19 protein-coding genes are annotated in these 21,653 nt (G+C 41.6%); 6 read left to right on the top strand and 13 right to left on the bottom strand.

All coding sequences use genetic code 11. The annotated features are described in order from the left end of the window. Nucleotides 1–41: 41 nt before the first annotated feature. The 4 genes from IEZ33_RS11710 to IEZ33_RS11695 all read right to left on the bottom strand — a co-directional run bounded on the left by IEZ33_RS11710 (nucleotide 42) and on the right by IEZ33_RS11695 (nucleotide 4,134). Nucleotides 42–1,211: a cation:proton antiporter domain-containing protein gene (locus tag IEZ33_RS11710; protein WP_191600237.1), complete on the bottom strand. Its 1,170-nt coding sequence runs from the start codon at nucleotides 1,209–1,211 to the stop codon at nucleotides 42–44. A 1-nt stretch (nucleotide 1,212) separates the two neighbouring features. Further along, on the bottom strand, nucleotides 1,213–1,881 hold the full coding sequence (locus IEZ33_RS11705) for a TIGR04211 family SH3 domain-containing protein (RefSeq protein ID WP_240009514.1): 669 nt from the start codon (nucleotides 1,879–1,881) through the stop codon (nucleotides 1,213–1,215). A gap of 140 nt (nucleotides 1,882–2,021) precedes the next feature. After that, nucleotides 2,022–2,489: a DUF934 domain-containing protein gene (locus IEZ33_RS11700; RefSeq protein ID WP_191600236.1), complete on the bottom strand. Its 468-nt coding sequence runs from the start codon at nucleotides 2,487–2,489 to the stop codon at nucleotides 2,022–2,024. Then, complete coding sequence (locus IEZ33_RS11695; RefSeq protein ID WP_191600235.1) at nucleotides 2,473–4,134, bottom strand: nitrite/sulfite reductase; 1,662 nt, start codon at nucleotides 4,132–4,134, stop codon at nucleotides 2,473–2,475. The genes IEZ33_RS11700 and IEZ33_RS11695 overlap by 17 nt, the downstream gene beginning before the upstream one ends. Nucleotides 4,135–4,364: 230 nt before the next feature. Between IEZ33_RS11695 and nfuA the strand changes: the two genes are divergently transcribed. Further along, a complete protein-coding gene (gene nfuA / locus IEZ33_RS11690) occupies nucleotides 4,365–4,946 on the top strand; it encodes a Fe-S biogenesis protein NfuA (protein WP_191600234.1) in 582 nt (193 codons plus the stop codon). A 95-nt stretch (nucleotides 4,947–5,041) separates the two neighbouring features. On the opposite strand, the gene IEZ33_RS11685 is transcribed toward nfuA, so the two are convergent. Then, nucleotides 5,042–6,115: a 3-deoxy-7-phosphoheptulonate synthase gene (locus IEZ33_RS11685; RefSeq protein ID WP_191600233.1), complete on the bottom strand. Its 1,074-nt coding sequence runs from the start codon at nucleotides 6,113–6,115 to the stop codon at nucleotides 5,042–5,044. A 46-nt stretch (nucleotides 6,116–6,161) separates the two neighbouring features. Further along, nucleotides 6,162–6,929, bottom strand: coding sequence for a sulfite exporter TauE/SafE family protein (locus IEZ33_RS11680; RefSeq protein WP_191600232.1), 768 nt, complete (start codon nucleotides 6,927–6,929; stop codon nucleotides 6,162–6,164). 107 nt (nucleotides 6,930–7,036) lie between these two features. Between IEZ33_RS11680 and cysB the strand changes: the two genes are divergently transcribed. Next, complete coding sequence (gene cysB / locus IEZ33_RS11675; RefSeq protein ID WP_191600231.1) at nucleotides 7,037–8,011, top strand: HTH-type transcriptional regulator CysB; 975 nt, start codon at nucleotides 7,037–7,039, stop codon at nucleotides 8,009–8,011. 103 nt (nucleotides 8,012–8,114) lie between these two features. Here the strand turns inward: cysB and IEZ33_RS11670 are convergent, their stop codons facing one another. From IEZ33_RS11670 to IEZ33_RS11650, 5 genes are all read right to left on the bottom strand, one after another. Continuing rightward, nucleotides 8,115–8,531, bottom strand: coding sequence for a DUF2069 domain-containing protein (locus IEZ33_RS11670; protein ID WP_191600230.1), 417 nt, complete (start codon nucleotides 8,529–8,531; stop codon nucleotides 8,115–8,117). A 19-nt stretch (nucleotides 8,532–8,550) separates the two neighbouring features. Beyond that, a complete protein-coding gene (gene wrbA, locus IEZ33_RS11665; protein WP_191600229.1) occupies nucleotides 8,551–9,150 on the bottom strand; it encodes an NAD(P)H:quinone oxidoreductase in 600 nt (199 codons plus the stop codon). Next, the gene (gene arsC / locus IEZ33_RS11660) at nucleotides 9,150–9,494 is read right to left on the bottom strand and encodes an arsenate reductase (glutaredoxin) (protein WP_191600228.1); all 345 of its coding nucleotides are present in this window, start codon (nucleotides 9,492–9,494) and stop codon (nucleotides 9,150–9,152) included. Before arsC ends, wrbA begins: the two co-directional genes overlap by 1 nt. Nucleotides 9,495–9,594: 100 nt before the next feature. Further along, a complete protein-coding gene (locus tag IEZ33_RS11655; RefSeq protein ID WP_191600227.1) occupies nucleotides 9,595–11,331 on the bottom strand; it encodes a proline--tRNA ligase in 1,737 nt (578 codons plus the stop codon). 48 nt (nucleotides 11,332–11,379) lie between these two features. Beyond that, nucleotides 11,380–12,249 carry an SMP-30/gluconolactonase/LRE family protein gene (locus IEZ33_RS11650; RefSeq protein WP_191600226.1) on the bottom strand — a complete coding sequence of 290 codons (870 nt, stop codon included), beginning with the start codon at nucleotides 12,247–12,249 and terminating at the stop codon, nucleotides 11,380–11,382. A 342-nt stretch (nucleotides 12,250–12,591) separates the two neighbouring features. On the opposite strand from IEZ33_RS11650, the gene IEZ33_RS11645 reads away from it, so the two are divergent. After that, nucleotides 12,592–14,247, top strand: a complete 1,656-nt coding sequence (locus IEZ33_RS11645; protein WP_191600225.1) for a DUF2786 domain-containing protein — start codon at nucleotides 12,592–12,594, stop codon at nucleotides 14,245–14,247. Nucleotides 14,248–14,452: 205 nt separating this feature from the next. Here the strand turns inward: IEZ33_RS11645 and IEZ33_RS11640 are convergent, their stop codons facing one another. Beyond that, nucleotides 14,453–16,609 (bottom strand): FAD-dependent oxidoreductase, encoded by a 2,157-nt coding sequence (locus tag IEZ33_RS11640; protein ID WP_191600224.1) that lies wholly within the window; start codon nucleotides 16,607–16,609, stop codon nucleotides 14,453–14,455. Between the two features lie 324 nt (nucleotides 16,610–16,933). Here IEZ33_RS11640 and hpf point away from each other — a divergent pair, with 324 nt between their 5' ends. Continuing rightward, nucleotides 16,934–17,332: a ribosome hibernation-promoting factor, HPF/YfiA family gene (gene hpf / locus IEZ33_RS11635; RefSeq protein ID WP_191600223.1), complete on the top strand. Its 399-nt coding sequence runs from the start codon at nucleotides 16,934–16,936 to the stop codon at nucleotides 17,330–17,332. Between the two features lie 44 nt (nucleotides 17,333–17,376). Here the strand turns inward: hpf and IEZ33_RS11630 are convergent, their stop codons facing one another. Beyond that, nucleotides 17,377–18,552: a patatin-like phospholipase family protein gene (locus IEZ33_RS11630; protein ID WP_191600222.1), complete on the bottom strand. Its 1,176-nt coding sequence runs from the start codon at nucleotides 18,550–18,552 to the stop codon at nucleotides 17,377–17,379. A 180-nt stretch (nucleotides 18,553–18,732) separates the two neighbouring features. Here IEZ33_RS11630 and IEZ33_RS11625 point away from each other — a divergent pair, with 180 nt between their 5' ends. Then, nucleotides 18,733–19,866, top strand: coding sequence for a beta-ketoacyl-ACP synthase III (locus tag IEZ33_RS11625; protein WP_191603620.1), 1,134 nt, complete (start codon nucleotides 18,733–18,735; stop codon nucleotides 19,864–19,866). 121 nt (nucleotides 19,867–19,987) lie between these two features. Continuing rightward, complete coding sequence (gene pgm / locus IEZ33_RS11620) at nucleotides 19,988–21,628, top strand: phosphoglucomutase (alpha-D-glucose-1,6-bisphosphate-dependent) (RefSeq protein ID WP_191600221.1); 1,641 nt, start codon at nucleotides 19,988–19,990, stop codon at nucleotides 21,626–21,628. Nucleotides 21,629–21,653 lie beyond the last annotated feature (25 nt).

The following is a 21,653-nucleotide window of genomic DNA, read 5'->3' as shown; positions in this document are numbered from 1 at the left end:
GTGCTTATTCATATTTCTTTCTATATATTTATTACTTTTATTCAATCTTTGCGCAATTTGTCAGAAATTGCGATCGGAGAAGGGTAGTTTAAAATCACCACATAGGTTGATAGAGCGAAGCTAAGAATGGCTGTAGCCTGTATTACGTGAGAGGCTAAATTTCCTATTAAGCCTATGCTGGTGGCTAAATAGGCGATTAATAGTGAGAATTCACTGACTTGGCCTAAACGAAAGCCGACTTCCCAAGAGGTCTGTCGATCTTCTTTGAGGCCTTTTAGGAGGTATCTAAAGACAACAGGCTTCAACAAGACACTGCTAACCGCTAATGCAATGGCGGGAATTATGACGGCGCCCAATAAGCTGAGGTCAAAACTTGCTCCAATGGTAAAAAAGAACAAAATTAAGAAGAAGTCTCTTAATGGTTTCAAATTAGTGGCAATATATTGAGAAATTGGACTGGTTGCGAGAGCAACGCCACCAATAAATGCGCCCATTTCAGCCGACAAACCAAGCATTTCTGCTGTGATGGCCGTCGTAAGACACCAGCCTATTGAGACTAGAAATATGTACTCATGAAAGCGATCGAAGCGAGCGATAAGTTTAAGTAAAATGTATTTAACAAACGCAAATGCAATAGCGATTAATATAGGTAAGCCTAGTACCGGCAGTATAAATTGAGTGATTCCACCACCATCCTTACCGTTGATACTGTACAGAACTAATAAAACAGCAATGGCGATGATGTCTTGAAGAAGCAATAATCCAACAACCAACTCTCCTGTGTGTTTATGATGAAGGACAGTTGTAGGCAATAACTTAATACACACAATCGTGCTAGAGAACATCATGGCAATGCCAATAATAATGCTCTCTGTTTGTGTGTAACCAAAGCTGTAGGCAATGACATAGCCAAAACTTGCAAAAGCTATGGATGACAGTAGCGCAATCCAGGAGGCCTTTTTAAGCATATTGATAAGGTGGCTTGGTTGCATGTCCAAGCCCAAAAGAAAGAGCAAGAAGATGATGCCAATATGCGACATATCGTTCATAAGTTCGGGTTCATCAATCAAGCTTAAAGCCGATGGTCCGAGTAAGGCACCAAGAGCAATATAAGCTATGATTAGAGGTTGTCTTGTATAGAGGGCAAAGGTCGCAATAACCGCTGCCCCAGCAAAGATTAGAAAGAACGAATGAACAATGGACGCTTCCATTTCATGACCAAGAGCTGTTGTTGACTTTTTTACGACGATTCAGGGGAACAAGAACACCAATTAACAAGCCACCCACTAAGGTTCCGGCACCTATCAGAAACCATTTCTGTTCGTGGGAAGATTGCAGTTGATCTGCTTTTTCTTCAGCACTGGCAAGTCTTTGTTCAAGTGATGCAATAGCAAAAACATTTTCATTATTTCGGCTAACTATTTCTTGGGCTTCTTGAGTAAGTTCGTTCAGCTCATTTAAGCGTTTTTCAATCGCTTCTTTTTCAATGGCCAGAGTGGTTACGTCCGTTTTTAACGTGTCAGCCAACGCTGTTGCATCGTCAAGTTTGTCTTGTAAAGTGATCTTAGTCTCTGACAAAGATGTTATTTGTGTCTGAAGGTCAACTAATTCATCTCGACTTACTTTATCGTCACTTAAGAAATAATTGGCTACCCAGCCAACATTACCGGATGGCGTTCTCACTCGAGTATAGCTTTCTGATTTGGATAGCACCTCAAGAGGCGTGCCACTTTTTATACCTCGTTCTGTGGCTCTTGAGCTGTTGCTTTGCCCTTCCCTGATGGCAATAAACTGTATATCGGAAACATAAGCTGTCGCGGCCATTAGAGAAGATGAAAACGCAACAGATAGAAATAAACCAACAATAAATTTATAAAACACAATAAGACCCTTAACAATCAATAGCTTCAGTCAAAACATACGATAAAGAGGTGTTAGGAAATACGCAATAGAAAAAGGCTCGTTAAGAGCCTTTTTCGCATATTACCTAGGTTTTACTTCAGTGAACTGAAAATATCTACCTATCTTTTAAGGAAAATAGGCCTTGGATCACTGACATCCCCTTGGTACTTAATATTAAATGTTTTGTGTAGTTTGAGTGCAGAATCAAGATTTACCTCGCTGGCAAAATCGAAACTGTTAAAGCCAACTCTTAATAAATAACCCAGTTGATCTGGAATAAAATGGCCTAAGGCTCGTAATTCTCCTTTGAAATTGTATCTTTCTCTGAGCAGTCGAGCATAAGTAAAACCACGTCCATCAACAAACGCAGGGAAGTTTACCCCAATTACGGCGAATTGACTTAAATCTACGTCTTTCAGTAAGTTTGGATTTTGGTCGCTATTCAGCCATACACCAGCCGTAGGGACAGGTTTTTCTAACCACTTATCGACCGGAATAATGCCGTTGCTGTCTGTGTACGAATCACCATCTTGAATCAATGAGTATTGATTTTCGACGATGGAGCCATCTTTAATTAACTTTTGCATATACAGCCTCTTTGAATGGTGTGATTCCGATGCGACGGTAGGTGTCAATAAAGTGCTCTTCTGGTGTTCTTTGGCCGATGTAAACATCAATCAATTTATGGATTACACGACTGATTTCTTCCTGGGCAAATGATGGTCCTAAGATCTTACCTATGCTGGCATCATGACCCGATGCGCCGCCGATTGAAATTTGGTAAAACTCTTCGCCTTTCTTGTCTACACCCAGTATGCCAATGTTACCGACATGGTGGTGGCCGCAGGCATTCATGCAACCAGAAATATTTAGATCCAGATCACCAATGTCATAGAGGTAGTCCAAATTCTCGAACTCAGCTTGAATCTGCTCTGCTATTGGAATGGATTTAGCATTCGCAAGGGCGCAGAAGTCGCCTCCAGGGCAACAAATCATATCAGTCAATAAACCAAGAGTTGGTGTGGCAAATCCAGCCTCTTTACAGTCGTTCCAGAGTTCGATCAACTGGTCTTGCCTAACGTCGGCTAAAACGAGGTTTTGCTCATGGCTAACTCTCAGTTCACTGAAGCTGTATTTATCTGCCAAATCAGCCGCTTTATCCATTTGATCTGCCGTGGCATCTCCAGGTGCTTGACCGGCTTTTTTCAGTGTTAACGTAACAATTCTATAACCCGGTTTTTTGTGCGGGAAAGTATTACGTTCAAACCAACGAGAAAAGCCAGTACTTTCGGCCAACTTATCCGTTAACGCGCCTGGATTGTCTGTTAATGCTTCGTAGCTTGGTTCAGTGAAAAAGCTTTGTAGGCGTTCAAACTCAGCGGCCGGGACAGTGCTTTCGTTGTTTTTAATATGTTTCCATTCGTCTTCAACGCGCAAACGAAATTCATCTATACCCAGAGCTTTAACTAGAATTTTAATGCGGGCTTTGTATTTATTATCACGTCGGCCGTGTTGATTGTATACGCGAACAATGGCTTCTAAGTAGGTTAATAAATCCGCGCGTGGAATAAATTCGCAGATAGTAACGCCAACCATAGGAGTACGACCTAGACCGCCACCAACAATGACTTTGAAGCCGATTTCACCGGCGGCATTTTTTTTGATATGCAAACCAATATCATGCACCTGAGTGGCGGCTCTATCTGAGTTCTCGTTTGCGTTAACCGCAATTTTAAACTTACGAGGTAAAAAAGCGTATTCTGGGTGGAAAGTAGACCATTGACGGATGAGTTCGCAATAGGGGCGAGGGTCAACAATTTCATCAGCGATAACGCCAGAATATTGATCTGTTGTGGTGTTTCGAATGCAGTTACCGCTTGTTTGAATCGCATGCATCTCTACAGCGGCCAGTTCCGCCAGAATATCCGGTACCTCTTCAAGTTTTGGCCAATTAAATTGCAAATTTTGGCGAGTACTGAAGTGACCATACCCTCTGTCATAGCGTCTACTGATGTCAGAAAGCGTTCTTAGTTGCTTGCTTGAAAGCATGCCGTAAGGAATAGCGACTCGTAACATAGGTGCGTAACGTTGAACATACAAACCGTTCTGCAAACGTAATGGTAAGAACTCTTGCTCGCTCAGCTCTTTGTTTAAAAAACGTTCAGTCTGGTCACGAAATTGTGCTACGCGTTCCGCAACAAGTTGGTGATCAATGGCGTCATATTGATACATATAATGGACCGTTATATTGGATGGTATTAAAAGTAAGCTTACTGTACCAAAAATCTCTTATTCTAAAAATGAATATTTAACTATATGTTTAGGGGTTTTTCTAATAAGGCATATTGGTCAGGCAGGGGTATAAAAATAATACCTTACTTTTTTACTTGGTCTTTCGCTTGGGGGTTGTTTTGAGTTACTATAGCCCCATTAATTGCCTAGAGTTTGACATAAGGTTTTATATGAATATTACAATTACTGATAGTGCTCAGGAATATTTGTCTTCTTTGCTAGAAAAGCAAGATGTTGACGGTATGTCTGTGAGAATGTTTATCCAGCAACCAGGAACGCCTTATGCAGAAACATGCTTGGCATATTGTCGTCCTGAAGAATCGGTTGAATCTGACGAAATACTGAATTTGCCCAAATTAAAAGTGCTTATCGAAAAGAATTCAGTCGCTTTTTTAGATGAGGCGTTTGTTGATTACTCAAAAGAAAAAATGGGCGGTCAGCTAACAATTAAAGCACCGAATGCCAAAATGCCAAAAGTGTCTGCAGACAGTCCCATAGAAGATCAAATCAACTATGTGTTGTATTCCGATATCAATCCAGGATTGGCGGCTCATGGTGGTGAGGTAAGTTTAATCGAAGTTGTTGATGGCCAAATTGCCGTATTAAAGTTTGGTGGTGGCTGTCAGGGTTGCAGTGCGGTCGATTTGACGTTAAAAGAAGGTGTTGAGAAAACGCTTATCGAAAAAGTGCCAGGCTTAACCGGGGTTAAAGACTCTACTGACCATACTGTTACAGATAATGCGTTTATGTAAATAATATGTCGTTGTAAAAAGGGCCGCTAATGCGTAATTGGCGGCCCTTTTTTTCTGGATCAATTTTTTACTGGATCAATGCAAAATGCCAGTAGTTAACGTTTTCTTTTTGGTAAGGCGTCGCGCAGCTTATCCGTCATTTCAAGCAGGGTTTCTTCTGTTGCTTTCCAATCTATGCAGGCATCGGTAATGGATACACCATAAGCAAGCTGGCTTTTGTCTGAGTTAATTTTTTGATTGCCCCAGCCTATATTACTTTCGATCATTAAACCAATGATTGAATTATTGCCCTCAAGGATTTGTTTTGTAGCGTCTTTGGCGACAAGGGGTTGAATCTCAGGTTTTTTATTTGAATTCTCATGGGAGCAGTCAATCATGATGTTATGAGGAAGCTTGGCTTTTGTTAGTTCCTGCTCACTCAATGTGATGTTAACTGAATCATAATTTGGTTTGCCATTACCGCCTCGTAAAACTAAGTGACCGTACGCATTGCCGTTCGTGTTCACAACGCTTACTTGACCCGCTTCGTTTATACCTAGAAAAGAATGCGGGTGAGAAACGGATTGCATCGCATTAACGGCCACTGTCATAGAGCCATCTGTACCGTTTTTGAATCCCACTGGCCCCGATAAACCTGATGCCATTTCTCTGTGAGTTTGTGACTCAGTCGTTCTTGCGCCAATGGCTGACCAGCTAATTAAATCTTGAATGTATTGAGGTGAAATTGGGTCCAATGCTTCAGTGGCTAATGGTAAGCCCATTTCAGAAAGATCAATTAACAGCTTGCGAGCAATCCCCATGCCTTTCTCTACATCAAACGTACCATCTAGGTTAGGGTCATTAATAAGCCCTTTCCAGCCAACCGTGGTACGTGGTTTTTCAAAATAAGCTCGCATCACAATTAATAAGGTGTCATCCACTTTTTTTGACAGTTCTTTCAATCGACGGGCATAGTCAAGTGCGGCCTCGGTGTCATGAATAGAGCATGGACCAATCACGATAACCAGTCTGTGATCTTTTCCATCAAGAATGTTTTTGATGTCTTCACGTGCTTTAGTAATGCTCGCTCTAATTTCTTCCGTTACAGGAAAAGCCTGCTTCATTCTCTCTGGTGTTAATAGTGGTGAGAATGAGGCAATATTTAAATCTTCTAACTTGGAGTCACTCATTTTTTATCCTAATTGCTTTTGCTGATCGACGAAGTCGTTATTATGTTTAAAAGAAAAGGTATTTTACGCCAAATCCCATTAATGCTGTAGCTAAAACTGGTTGTAAAACCTTATTTGGTACATAGGTGGAAATATGGGTGCCAACATAAATGGCAGGAATAGAGCCAATTAAAAGAGCCACCAGTAATGAGTAATCAACGTTCCCTAAAAAGACATGGCCAATTCCAGCCGTTAGAGTTAGCGGAACGGCATGCGCTAAGTCTGTTCCAACAATGTTTCTAGCGGCCATAGTGGGAAAAAGTAACATCAATAGGGCGGTGCCTAATGCACCTGCTCCAACGGAGGTGAGTGTTACTAAAGTACCTAGTACAATGCCTGCAAAAAAAATGTACCGTAAACGGCTATGACTTGATTTTGGGTGATCCGCTCCTCTCGCTGATAGCAGTTTCTTTCTGAATATAATAACCAAAGCGGTCGCAACGAGCATGACACCTAAAGTGGATGTCAAAATTTCTTGATAAAAATCCGGTGTATCGTATTGGGATAGCCATAGTACGGTTAATAATGAAGCTGGAATGCTTCCAGCGGCCATGGCGGCCATAATGTTCCAGTTAACATTCTTTTGTTTTGCGTGCATGATAACGCCTGTACTTTTGGCTAAACCTGCATACATCAGGTCAGTTCCGATAGCAATATGAGGTGGGAAGCCGAACATTAATAATAGGGGGGTCATGATAGAGCCTCCGCCTACTCCCGTGATGCCAACGGCTAAACCTACGAGCGAACCCGCCATAATGTACCAAATGAAATCCATCTTTTACTTCTTAGTGAGAATTGTTGTGGCAACATTAGAGGTTTTTCACTATTCTATAAAGTAATATTTTATTATGTTTTTAAACCTTTTTAGAATAAGGGGCGTTAATGAAACTTCAACAACTTAGATATATTTGGGAAGTTGCACGTAATGACCTAAATGTGTCGGCTACGGCGCAAGCTTTATATACTTCTCAGCCTGGAGTGAGTAAGCAAATTCGCTTATTAGAAGATGAATTAGGTGTCGAAGTGTTTGCTCGAAGTGGCAAGCATTTGACGCATGTAACCCCAGCAGGTGAAAAAATTCTTGAGTTGGCGGGTGATATTCTTAGCCAAACAAAAAATATCAAACGAATAGCGAAAGAATTCAGTGATGAAAGGAAAGGATCTTTAGATATAGCAACTACACATACACAGGCTCGTTATGCATTGCCAAAAGTAATTCATAATTTTATCGCCGATTATCCAGACGTCAGCTTGCATATGCATCAAGGGACGCCGATGCAAATTGCTGAAATGGCGAATGACGGTGGTGTGGATTTTGCCATTGCTACGGAGGCGTTAGAGCTGTTTGGCAATTTGGTTATGTTGCCTTGTTATACTTGGAATCGATCGGTGGTGGTTCCTAAGACGCACCCATTGGCTTCGACTGAACAGTTGACTTTGGAAGAGCTCTCTAAACACTCATTAGTCACTTATGTATTTGGTTTTACTGGCCGATCTCAATTGGATGAGTCGTTTCATGAGGCGGGCCTAGAAGCGAATGTTGTTTTTACAGCCGCGGATTCTGACGTTATCAAAACGTATGTGCGTTTGGGGTTAGGGGTTGGTATTGTGGCGACCATGGCATACGATAAAAATCTAGACAGCGACCTTGTCGCAATTGATGTGTCACACTTATTTGAAAGCAGCATGACCAAAATAGGCATCCGATCTAATACGTTTATTCGTGGGTATATGTATGATTTTATTCAATCTTTTGCGCCGCATTTAACAAAAGAGATTGTGTCTGAGGCTATGTCCCTTGCAAACCGAAGTGAAGTTGATGCTTTGTTTGATGGGATTCAGCTCCCTCATTATTAAGTTTTACTTCTTAGTGCCGCGTAATGAAATGTAAAAGGCCCAAGACGATCGTTATTTATCTCTGGGGCCTTTTTAGTGTTGATGTTGGCAATGTTAAATTTATTTAAAGCGATTGGCTCTTGAGTGGAAGTTCACTGAGTCCTTTCCATCTTGCGTACATCAATGCTAGGTGGAACAGAGACAAAGAAAGCAGAGTTTCACTCATTCCGTAGGCCCAGTTTATCCCTTGTGTCCAATTCAGCACGCCGGCAATAAAGTAGGTCAATGTTACAAAACAAATCCAGATTGCGCCACGATAACTTCCTTTAAGTGCTCCCGGTACAATGAGTAATAATGGCAATACAGTCGCCAAGAGAAAAGCGTAGGGGTGATCATAAACGGTTTTTTGTAAAAATAAATGATGCACACTGATTACCACAATAAGTGACATCAAATTGAGCACCATTAAAGGATAGGTTTTCAAATAAAGAGAGGTTGCTTTTGCTTTCTCTTTTTGAGTAACGCTTTCTTTTTTTGCCATAATGACTCAAGGCCTCTCTTTACTTGTTAAGTTGATCGATCAATTTAGCCAATCTGTATCCCTGCATTTCACAAAGAGCGGCTTCATCTGTGCTGAGCTCCGTATTATTTGTGCTCGTGGCGAGATGGCTGGCCCCATAAGGCGTGCCGCCCGTTTTTGTCTGCATTAACTCTTTTGCTTTATAGGGTTGGCTCTGAACAAGCATTCCATGATGGAATAGTGGTATCGAAAGGGCTTGTAAGCACATTTCGTGACCGCCATGCATGCTGCTGCCGCTGGTGAAGACTGAAGCCGGTTTGTCAATTAATTGCCCTGTCATCCAAATAGTCGATGTTTGATCGAGGAAGTGCTTTAACGGCGCAGCGATACTGCCGAAATACGACGGACTTCCTAGAATCAAGCCATGACATTGCGCTAATTCATCCAATGTGCAATAAGGAACGCCTTCATCAGGAATGGAGGGTGAAGACGATGTTGTTGTTGCTGCTACATCAGGTACTTGTCTTATTTTTACGTCCACCGTCGTTTGCTTTTTGGCTCCTCTGGCAATGTATTTAGCCATCTCAGCAATCGAGCCATGGCGACTATAGTAAAGAATGAGAACATAGGGTGATGGCATTAAAATAAATCCAAGACGTGTTCAGGAGGGCGACCGATTTTGGCTTTGCCTTTATGAATGACAATTGGGCGCTCAATCAATTTAGGGTATTGGCACATGGCTGATAATCTTTGTGCGTCGGTGGTTTCGGGTAGATGCAAATTGAGCTCTTTATAGATAGACTCTTTTGTCCTCATTAACTCGATTGGTTGCAATGACAAAAAGTGTAAAACGTTTTTTAGTTCATCCACTTTTGGGCGGTTTTCCATATAAAGTCTAACCGTCAGTTTAATGCCTTTTTCTTCAAGAAGTGCCAATGTTTCTCTTGATTTTGAGCATCTTGGGTTGTGATAAATGGTTGTCATGAATAATCCTAGAGGTGTTTGGTTTATGTCGAAGGTTCTTTGTCTACAATTTACTTATTGCCCCACCCATTGTGTAGATGGGGCAAATCTTGCGAATAACTTACGTTGTTTTGTTCATTTTACTCTGAAGAATGTCAACGGCGCTATCCAAAGCAATGTCTTCGCTGTCGCCAGAGCGTCGGTGTTTGTATTCTAACTCTCCTTTAGCAAGCCCTTTATCTCCAACCACTATTCTGTGAGGGATACCCAGTAATTCACAGTCAGCAAACTTCACTCCTGGTCGTTCTTTTCGATCGTCAAGAATAACGTCTATGCCAGCTTTAGTAAGAGTGTTGTATAAATCGTCACAAACGGAACGAACGTCTTCAGATTTGTCATAATTCATCGCGACTATGGCGACATCGTAGGGAGCGATAGATTCAGGCCAAACGATGCCTTTATCATCGTAGTTTTGTTCTATAGCGGCCGCAACAACACGAGTAACACCAATTCCATAGCAGCCCATCCACATGACTTGGCTTTTGCCATTTTCATCTAGTACAGTCGCGTTCATAGACTCGGCATATTGTTGACCTAATTGGAAAATATGGCCTACTTCGATGCCGCGTTTTATAACAATCTGACCTTGACCGTCAGGAGAGGGATCACCTTCAACTACATTTCTTAAGTCAGCAACGTCAAATTCTGGGCAGTTCTTTGACCAGTTAATGCCAACAAAGTGATGATCGTCTTTGTTTGCTCCAGCGCAGAAATCAGAAATAACAGCGGCAGATCGGTCAACAATGACCCGGATGCCTTTATCCTTTAAACCAATAGGTCCAATGGATCCTAGGCCACACCCTACGGCACGGGTAATGTCATTTTCTTCAGCAAATTCAAACGGAATAACAGCGCCTGCAATTTTTTCAACCTTGATCTCATTGATTGAGTGGTCACCACGTAAAACCAAAGCAATAATGGTCGGGTTTCCGTTCTCATCGAGTCCTTTGATAAGCATTGTTTTTACTGTTTTTTCAACAGGCAATGTTAAAAAATTGGCGACTTGTTGTATGGTTTTACAATTGGGTGTGAAAACCTCTTCCATGTCTTGTGTGGCATCATCAGCGACGGCTTTTGGCTCTATGGCTTCCGCTAATTCAACATTGGCAGCAAAGTCAGAAGAATCGCTAAACGCAATATCATCTTCTCCTGATTCGGCTAGCACATGGAACTCATGAGAAAATGCACCGCCAATGCTGCCGGTGTCAGCGCGAACAGGGCGGTAATCCAAACCAATACGGTTAAAGACATTACAATACGCTTGATGCATTACATCGTATGTTTCCTGCAACGATTCTTGGTTTACATGGAACGAGTAGGCGTCTTTCATTAAAAATTCTCGTGAACGCATTACACCAAAGCGGGGGCGTACTTCGTCACGGAATTTTGTTTGAATTTGAAAAAAGTTTAAGGGTAGCTGTTTATAACTGGTAAGCTCATTTCGGGCTAAATCGGTAATGACTTCTTCATGGGTTGGTCCAAGGCAGTAGTCTCTGTCGTGTCGATCTTTTAGGCGCAGTAACTCCGGTCCGTATTTTTGCCATCTCCCGGTTTCCATCCATAATTCAGACGGCTGGACACCAGGCATTAATACTTCAAGAGCGCCGGCATTTTGCATTTCTTCTCGGACAATTTTTTCGGCTTTGCGTAACACTTTTATGCCTGTAGGTAGCCAAGTGTAAAGCCCCTTAGATACTTGTCGTATCATACCGGCTCTAATCATTAATTGATGGCTAACGACAACGGCGTCAGTTGGGGAGTTGCGTAATGTTGAAAATAAATAATTACTTGCGCGCATTGTTAATTCATCTAGTTTGTTAATGGGATAGCGTTGTATACGGTGTTTCTATTTTTTAAACCTGGGTTCAATTAACCCAGTGGAGGATGTTTCAATCGCAAAAATACCACCCGCTTGAGGATAAGACACGAGTTCTTCATCTGTGTGAGCGGCTCGGCATGTTGTTACAAAGAGTGTTTTCATATTGGCCCCCCCAAAGGCAACCATTGTAGGATAAATAGCGGGAACAGGGTATTCCTCTAAAATGTTACCTTGTGGATTGATCTTGACGACTCTTTGTCCTGCGTAAAGTGCTGACCAGTAGTTTCCATCGGTATCGACCGCCGCACCGTCTGGTCTACCAAGGCCTCTAGGGAATTCAATAAAAACGTTTTTATTAGAGGCTTTGCCTGTTTCCATATCATAATCAAATTTATAAACAATATGATTTGGCGTATCTGAATAATACATAATTGTGCCATCAGGGGAAAACGCCAGCCCATTTGATGTCCAAGCCGCTTGATCTAATAGCGTCTTGTTGTTATCAGAAAATTGATATAAGGCGCCTTTAAACGCGTCCTTTGGGGCGTACATGGTGCCAGCCAAGAAGCGACCGTTAAAATCACAGCGCCCATCGTTAAAGCGTGTGGTTTTTATGTCGTAATCGGCTATCCAATAAGGCGTGAGTTCACCTTGAAAATCGGCGAACGTATACACGCCTGAACGAAATGCGGCAATAAAACCACCAGACTCAGTAAGAGAAAAGCAGCCAATTTCTTCATCGAACTGACGAGTTTCTAGTGAGTCAGAGGCGAGGTCATAACGGCATAACTGGAATGAGTCGATATCCACATAATATAAAGCGTGGTTCTGTTCGTCCCAACGAGGGCATTCGGCAAGTTTTGCCCGAGCATCAATCAAGCATTGTACGTTAAGCATGAGGTCTCCATAAAACTGAATAAGGTCTAGAATACAGTAACGCTTATAATTTACTGGATTATAAATGCTTGAGCTTGTCATTGCATTGAATAAGGCGGGGTATGCTATAAAAAATGCATATTACTGGTCTCTATGTTGTCAGCAGAAAATACTATTTGTTATTATCTTGGTGTTTTTTTGACCGAATTGATGGCAAGTTCGTTTTGGTGTATTTACATTAGTTGGCAAGTCTTTTGCTACACATTGGTTTCTACAGCAGGTTGTTCGTTTTCAAGGGTAACAATCAATATGAATGACCATGCTATTAATTATAAAAGAATAGGCTAAATACGGAAGGCAATTATGGTGAGCATACGTAGAAAAAAGAAAGCCATTAGCAAGGTTGTAAAACTATTAAACTTAGCGACTTCCTCTAATTCAAGTGAGTCTAAGATGGCGTTACGCCATGCTGAGTCAGTTATACACCAGAACTTCTTGAAGAAATATGAGATTCCTCAGTCTATGTTGTGTGATGTAAATACACTATTTAGAGTGAATTGGAATGCGAAATCCAGAGAGTTTACGACAGAATCAGAGCCGCAAAAGGCGAAAGTTACGGAATCTTTCTCTTCTAGACGTTTTAGTGAAAAACCTGTAGAAGCCAGTAAAGCCTACGCAGGCCGTAAAACGATTCTTGATGATATCGAAGAGGGTTATGAGTCGGGGTATGCTGAATCCAAATTAGGCCGCTCCAATGATGACAGTGTTGCTCACCGCACAAACAATTTTGACAATGCCGATCTAAACGTTGACTGTCCTATGAATGAAGAAAACCATGAAATAAAAACCGAATCGACATCGTCTGAAGACATCAAAAAACCATTCAATCGTTCAGTAAAGGATAGCACTTCATCTATGAATTATGCGGCAGACAATGTTATTGACGCGGCAAATGCTTTCCGTTCTGATGCCGTTGATTTCTCTGAAAGATTACGTGGACAATATGCTTCTAGTAATCCGGATAGGCCGTTTGAAGAAGATAAGTATTGGAATAGAGTGCATGAACAATTAGCGGATTTTAATGAGGCTGATGTCCAGTCAAAGCTAGATGCCATTGCCATGCAGCAAAAGCTGGCTGAAGAATCGTTAAAAGAAAAGCGCAATGCTCGAATGATAACCGAACAGGAAGAGTTGGCAGAAAGAAGTGAGAGAGCCCGAGTTGAACGCAGTTTTGAGGAAGCAATAGAGAAAGCGTTTCAATTGCGCGCTCAAGCGTATGAGTCTTGGGAAAAGCGTCGTTCAGAAATTCGTATGCATTGCTTAAGAGAAGAGCGTGATGCGCTTGCTGGTTACGACGAGTTAGCGGAAGATTACAACAAGATTACGTCCGATTATCAGCGGCATGTTCAGCTAAAAGAAGAATATCGTGCCGCTAAAATAATGCATGAGCTAAGAAAGCAACTGTCTAATGCTGTCCGTCATGGAGAAGAAGGACGTGTCTCTTTTGACGCTGTGATTGACATAATGGGCAGTAATGATCTGTCACTTCGTGATTTGGAATTTTCAGACATTAAAAGCAAAAGTTTATTTATTAAGTTGTTAGAAAGTGAAACGGCTAAGATAGAGGATATAGATGCTCGTGAAAACTACACGGATGATATGCTAACAAAATTTCTAACGTTTTCTATGGGGTCGAAAAAGGCGCATAAGGTTGAGAACCCTTTATTGAAAGTGGAAGAGTTGTTGTCTGCTGCCAGCGTGAGTGGTCAGTTTGAAGCCCAGAAAAATTTAGAGCAAGTGTTTCATTTGATGACATCAAATGGCATCAGTATAAAAGATGTGAATTTATCGGTTATTACTAAGTATTCTGTTTTTGTTCGCTTGCTTAACTGGGAATCAGAAAAAATTAGTTCAATCAGTGAGCGTGAGCGTTTTACGGCGGGTGTGCTTGAAGATTATGTTTCCTTGTCGATTGATGCTGGGGATTCTCAGAAACCAGTTAATAAGAAAACCGTATAGTTGAGCCTTTTAGTCAGTCTCAAAGAATTCAAAATGCCTTGCTACGAAATGGCTGGTTGTTGGTTAAGCTTTCATCGTAAATTAGCGTACATAAATGAAAATAGAGTCTTTCTTTCAATAAGAAGGCACCTGATCAATGGTGGTAGATAAAGTAATCGCATTATCATTGATCGGGTGCTTATTTTAATTTAGATTGAATGCTCTGTTACTTTCCTCGACCCCATTTGTGGAATTTTTCGACATAGGTCATCAACTTATGGGGCACATGGGCGCGTTTCCATTCTCCGGCTGCGTATTTGTTGGCCTCGGCCATAGTTGGATAAATGTGTATGGTTCCGAGCACCTTGTTTAATCCAATGTTATATTTCATCGCTTGGACGTATTCTGCGATTAAATCCCCTGCGTGATTGCCAACTATGGTGACGCCAAGAATTTTATCTTTTCCAGGGACAGTCAACACTTTCACAAATCCCGCCGTTTTACGATCGGCAATCGCTCTGTCTAACTCTTCAATTTCAAACTTTACCATTTCGTAGGAAACGTTTTGCGCTTTTGCTTCGTCTTCACTAAGACCCACCCTAGCAACCTCAGGGTCGGTAAATGTCGCCCATGGAATCACGCGATAATCTACGGTAAATTGTTTGAACTTTCCAAAGAGAGCGTTTACAGCTGCAAACCAGGCTTGATGAGCGGCTGTATGGGTGAATTGATAAGAACCGATCACATCGCCGACACCGTAGATGTTGGGGATGTTGGTTCTTAAGTAATCGTCAACGACCAGTGCTCCGCGTTCATTTATCTCAACACCGATCTCTTCTAACCCAATGCCGCGCACATTCGGGGAGCGGCCTACCGCAATCAGTAAGGTGTCGAAAGGAATGAGAATGTCTCTGGTGTCGTCGGTGCGGGTGTCCTTATAAGTGCAAAGTAAAAATTTCTCACCATCTTTGATAATGATTTCTTCGGCAGCGTGTCCAGTTAGCAGCGTTACGCCTTCACTAATAAAGTTATCTGAAATCCACTTCGCGGCGTCTTCATCTTCGCGCGGCATGATTCTTGGGCCACGTTCAACCTGAGTCACCTCGGCGCCAAGCCTAGCAAAGGACTGGGTTAACTCACTGCCAATAGGGCCGCCGCCAAGTACGATCAATCGTCCAGGGTTTTCTGTTAGTTCCCAAATGGTATCGCTAGTATGGTATTTAACTTGCTCAAGGCCTTTAATGTCTGGAATAAAAGGTCTTGCCCCCGTAGCAATCACAATATTTTTTGTGGTTAATATTTTGCCGTTTACCTCGACTTCATAGGGAGAAATGACCCTTGCATCGCCAGTAATGCAGTCAACACCTAAGTCAGTATAGCGCTCAATTGAGTCATGCGGCTCAACTTCTTTAATGACTTTATGAACTCCCTCGAAAACAGCTTTAAAATCAACATCTGGTTCTACGTTGGATAGGCCCAGCTTGGCTGCATTACGCATATCATGAGCAGCATGGCCAGCGCGAATTAAGGCTTTACTTGGAACGCAGCCTGTATTTAGACAATCTCCGCCCATTTTATGTCGCTCAATTAGGCCGACTTTTGCTTTGACTGCAGCGGCTATGTAAGAGCTCACGAGTCCGCCTGCCCCAGCACCAATGACCAGCATGTTGTAGTCAAATGACTGAGGTTTTTTTATGTGTTTAAGGTTTTTCTTTGATTTAACCATAGCGATGATTCTCTTAGCTATTATGGGAAAAACACCAAGTAAAACGAATGAAAAAATAAGCCCAGGAGATAAAATGCCTTTTAAACTGTCAATTTGAGCCAGTTGTGTTCCTGCGTTAACAAAAACGGCCGTACCAGCTAACATGCCGACTTGGCTTATCCAATAGAAACGCCATGTTTTTATTGGCGTTAAGCCCATTAGTAAGTTTATTAGGAAAAATGGAAAGGCCGGTACAAGGCGTAATGTGAACAGGTATAGCCCCCCATCTTTCGCCATCCCTTTATTGAACGATTTTAAATTTTGACCAAATTTAGCTTGCACGGATTCTCGGAATAAATAGCGAGAAACCAAAAAGGCGCAAGTGGCACCTAACGAACTGGCAAAAGAGACAATTAATAGCCCTTGAAACAAACCGAATAATGCGCCTGCGGCCAGCGTTAAAATGGCCGCTCCAGGTAATGACAAGGCGGTTACAATTATGTATCCAATGAAAAAAATGCCAGTAACCAAGAAGGGACGCTCCGCTTTTAACTCTGCAAAAGAGGATTGCTGTTCTTTAAGAAACGACAGGCTCAAATAGGTGTGCAGATCGTAGGTGAAAAAGAGTGCAATCGCTAACGTGATGACCCCTAAAATGATAACTTTAGACGCTTTCATGTTTACACTCCGTAGAATTTAAGGTTTTTAGCAAAGAGGGGATGATCATAATGCGTTTATCTTCTGTTAATTTACATGACAATGACTAGGACAAAACAGATTAAAAATAGTTCAGTAACTTATTGAATAACTTTATAGAAACGTATTTCTTCAGGATTTTGTATGATTATTGTTCTTTCTCAGAAAAAAAGACTAAAAAAAAATAAATTAGGTTGAATTTTTGTGAGTTAGGCCATAAGTTTTACTTAGGTTAAAGCAAAAGAGAGAGGTAAAGGTACATATTTAAAAATATCGTTTTGTAAACTGAATAAGGAATAATAATCTATGTATACTCTTAATATTAGTGGTCATCATGTAAAGTCTGACGATGAAACTCAGGCATTAGTTAAAGAAAAAATGGATCATCTTCAACGTATTAATAACCAGATAACCACAATCAATGTTATTTTGAATTCTGAAAAACATGCTACAAATGAAGTAATTGCAGAGGCAAGTGTTCACATTCCTGGCCATGATTTATTTGCAACGGCTAAAACTGACAAGCAGTTGTCTACAGCACTCGATATGCTGGTTAGCAAACTAGAAAAACAACTGGTAAAACATAAAGCCCGTCACCCTACAGGGCGTGTGCATCACGTCAACGCTAAAGACGTAGAAAGTCCTGTTGAAAAGGAGTATCAAGCCGAGTTCAACGAATTGGTTGAACGAGAGGTTATTAATTAGTTTCTTATATAGGGCTCTTATTTAGAGCCCTATTGCTCAGTTTATTATTTTAAAAAATCAAGTATTTTATCTTTTTCCCACATGGCATCTTTTCGGCCTAATTCAATTAATTCCTGACAATACTCTGGTGTAAATAGCAAATAGCTGGCGGCTGAATTTCCAGAAGAATCGTTGCTATTACCCGTTACATTCAGCAAAAAACGAATACTTTTTGGCAAAGTATCGATGTGTTTTGCGGCGATGTCATCGATCGCCTCTGAGGGGGAAATGACCAGAGAATCAATGTGTTTAATATTGGGGATCTTAACGTCTTCGGCCACATAAGATAAGATTTTATTGATGTGCTCTAGTTGTTGAATGTCACCTTCTAAGTTATCTATGAACGCGCTATTGAGTAATTGTCCGGTTATTTGCCCGATTGTTGGTGAGTGAGGTACTTCTTCTGTATCCGACCATAATTTAGGGTTGCGGTTGCCACTTACACCAATAATCATGATTTTATTGGCTCCTAGCTGAATCGCAGGATTGATTGGTGATCTTTGTCTCATAGCACCATCACCATAATAATATGAGTCTATTTTTTGTGCTGGGAAGAGCGTTGGGATGGCACTAGAAGCGAGTAAGTGTGCGAAATCTATTTTAGACGCCTTACCGTTGTGGCGAAATCCAGACCATTCTTTTAGATTTTTATCCCCCTCAAAGAAAGTGGTTGTTTCCCCTGTCGTGTAATTCATAGACGTAATGGCGAGAGCGATTAACTCCTTTTCATTAATGGCTTCGCCTATTTGATGGAGGGGCAGAAAACGCTGCAATAGCCTATCTAATGGTGCATTGTTGAGTAAGGACACAGCGTGTTCGTGGTTGTTTTTATTCTTCACTATCGATGCGAATACTTTTGAGGCCGAGGAAAGCAGTTCTACGCTTTTTGTTTCGTATACGTTATCGGGGGTTAAGTGTCGCCAAATGTAATTTAACCGACTGACCGCTTTTGTAAAATCATGGGAATTAGTGGCTAACATGCATGCATTTAATGCTCCCGCGGATGTGCCGCATAATATAGGGAAGGGGAGTTTCGCGCCTTTAGGTAATAATTTGCCTATAGTAGATAAAACGCCTACTTGGTAAGCCGCACGAGCACCGCCTCCAGATAAAATTAAGGCGTGAGCATTAGGTTGCTGTTGAGTAATGCTATTTGCCGGATTCGTTTTCTGCTTAAACATGTATGTCCTTAATTGTTATTCTTACTTTACACGCGAAATATAGTTGTTTAATAGCTGGCACCGAAAGATATTTCTTTGATATAACTATAGGTAATGTAATTATAGATCATTATGTTTTCAATAAAGAGAGACCCTAGATCATACCGTTTGGGTCTAAAGCATTACAAGAAGAGAAAGATGATGCAGAATAAGTCAGTTGTAATCAGTGGTGTTGGGTTGTGGACCCCACCCAATAAAATAACAAACGAAGAGCTGGTTGAGAGTTATAATGCTTGGGCTGAAGTCTACAATAAGGAACATCAAGCAAGAATTGAAAGTGGTGAGCTGTTGGCTAAGCCCTTTTCCAGTGCGGAATTTATTGCTAAGGCGTCAGGTATTAAAAGTCGTTATATTTATTGCAAGGATGGCGCTTTAGACATAGACCGAATGCGCCCTAGGTTGTCGATTAGGCAGGATGATGAGCTATCACATCAAGCTGAGATGGCGGTTGCAGCGGCAAATAAGGCTTTGTTAGAAGCAAAAAAGGTAGCTTCAGACATTGATATGATTATTGTCGCTTGCGCTTATACTCAACGATCTTACCCCGCCATTGCGATAGAAGTGCAGGCGGCTTTAGGGGTTGTTGGGCAAGCGTTTGATATGCTGGTTGCTTGTTCATCGGCCACTTTTGCTTTGCAGCGAGCACATGATGCTGTTGCATCTGGCCGTTGTCGAGCTGTGCTGGTCATTAACCCTGAACTTACGTCGCCTCAAGTTAATTATAAGGATAGAGATTCGCATTTTATTTTTGGTGATGTGGCAACGGCCGTAGTGGTTGAGTCTTCTGATTCCTGTCAGTCCGATCACAGTTACACCATTCTCGGCAGCCAGTGTGTTACGTCCTATTCGAACAATATACGCTCAAATTTTGGCTATACGACTCGTGTTACTGATGAAGACCCTTACGCTGATGATAAGCTTTTTCATCAGAATGGACGTAAAGTGTTCAAAGATGTCTGCCCTATGGCGGCAGATCACATTGAATCGCATTTAAAATCGTTAGATATCAACCTAAATCAATTGCGACGCTGGTGGTTGCATCAAGCGAATATTAATATGAATTTGCTTATTAGTAAGAGACTTCTTGGGAGAGAGGCAACATTTGATGAGGCACCAATAGTACTAGACCGCTTTGCCAATACCGCTTCAGCCGGTTCCATTATCGCCTTTTCTGAGCATCATAAAGATTTAGTGCCAGGCGATATTGGTGTGATTTGCTCATTTGGTGCCGGTTATTCCATTGGTAGTTTAGTGATTCAGAAACGTGCTGAGTGAAAATCAAGATATAAGCGCTAAATATCAATAAATTAATAAGGCTTATGTTTTAGCGATTGAATGTGCAATCAATATGGTGGAGTATTAAGCGTGTTGTATTAACCGTTTAAGGGATCATTTTATGGCGCTTCACCCCCAAGCAGGTAAACCATGCACTCACGATAGACTCGTTAACCTACCAGAACTGATTACGGCTTATTATACACGGACACCTGATATAGAGCGTCATCCTAATCAAAAAGTCAGTTTTGGCACATCTGGTCATCGTGGAAGTGCGTTGCACGTTAGTTTTAATGAACACCATATTTTAGCTATTTGCCAAGCTATTGCGGAATACAGAAAAACCATTGGCGTAGATGGACCGCTTTATCTGGGTAAAGACACCCATGGATTATCTGAACCAGCGTACCAAACGGCCATTCAAGTGTTTACTGCAAACGGTGTGCGATTACGGATTCCATCTGATAATGGCTACACACCAACACCGGTTATCTCAAATGCGATTTTAACTCACAATGCAACGCATCAAGATACCGCTGACGGCATTGTCATTACACCTTCCCATAATCCACCTGAAGATGGTGGGATTAAATACAACCCTCCAAAGGGTGGGCCTGCAGATACCGACGCGACGGGTTGGATCGCAAATCGTGCTAATGCACTTTTAAAGGGGTTGCTTAAAGAAGTAAAAACGCAACGTCTTGAGCTGGCTAATGAATCTGACTTATTGGAACCATTCGATTACATAAGCCATTATGTTGACCAGTTGGGCAGCGTCATTGATATGGAGTCAATTGCTAAAGCGGGTATCAAAATGGGTGTTGACCCAATGGGAGGGTCAGGAATTCATTACTGGCAGCCAATAGCGGAGAAATATGGGTTAGATCTCACCGTGGTGAATACACAAGTGGACGCCACTTTTGGTTTTATGCCGCTAGATAAAGATGGCCGTATTCGCATGGATTGCTCGTCAGAATACGCGATGATGAATTTATTGAAATTAAAAGATCAATTTGATATTTCGGTCAGTAATGATCCTGATTTTGATCGCCATGGTATTGTGTGTTCGACATCTGGCTTAATGAACCCAAATGCTTACTTAGCGGTTGCCATTGAGTATTTAGCGGGCCATCGTCCGCAATGGAGTAAAAATATACAGTTTGGTAAAACGCTGGTGTCAAGTGCCATTATCGATCGAGTTGTGGCTGGACTTGGGCGTAATTTGTGTGAAGTTCCAGTCGGTTTCAAGTGGTATGTGCAAGGGCTTTACGATGGCACTATGGGGTTTGGTGGTGAGGAAAGTGCAGGCGCTTCTTTTTTAAGGAAAGATGGTTCTGTGTGGACGACGGATAAAGATGGTTTTATTTTAGCGTTATTGGCGGCAGAAATTTTGGCGGTAACAGGGAAAGACCCTCAACAGCTCTATGATGAGCAAGTTGAAAAATATGGAAAGCCATACTACAAACGTATTGATGTTCCAACGACACCAGAGAATAAAGCTTTGTTGTCTAATTTGAGTGCCAGTTCCGTTTCCAGTAATGTATTGGCTGGTGATGTGATTACACGCATACTGACGGAAGCACCGGGTAATGGGGCGCCTATTGGTGGTCTAAAGGTAGAAACGCAAAATGGTTGGTTTGCTGCAAGGCCATCGGGCACTGAGAACGTCTATAAAATCTATCTTGAAAGTTTTGTCTCATTAGATCACCTGAATGATCTTGAAAATGATGCGAAAGCCTTGGTGGATAAGGCGATCAATTAGTCTTATTTTTTTACTAGGCCACAAA

It is taken from the genome of Marinomonas algicola, assembly GCF_014805825.1.
Classification (GTDB): domain Bacteria; phylum Pseudomonadota; class Gammaproteobacteria; order Pseudomonadales; family Marinomonadaceae; genus Marinomonas; species Marinomonas algicola.
This window is presented reverse-complemented; position numbering and strand designations above follow the sequence as displayed.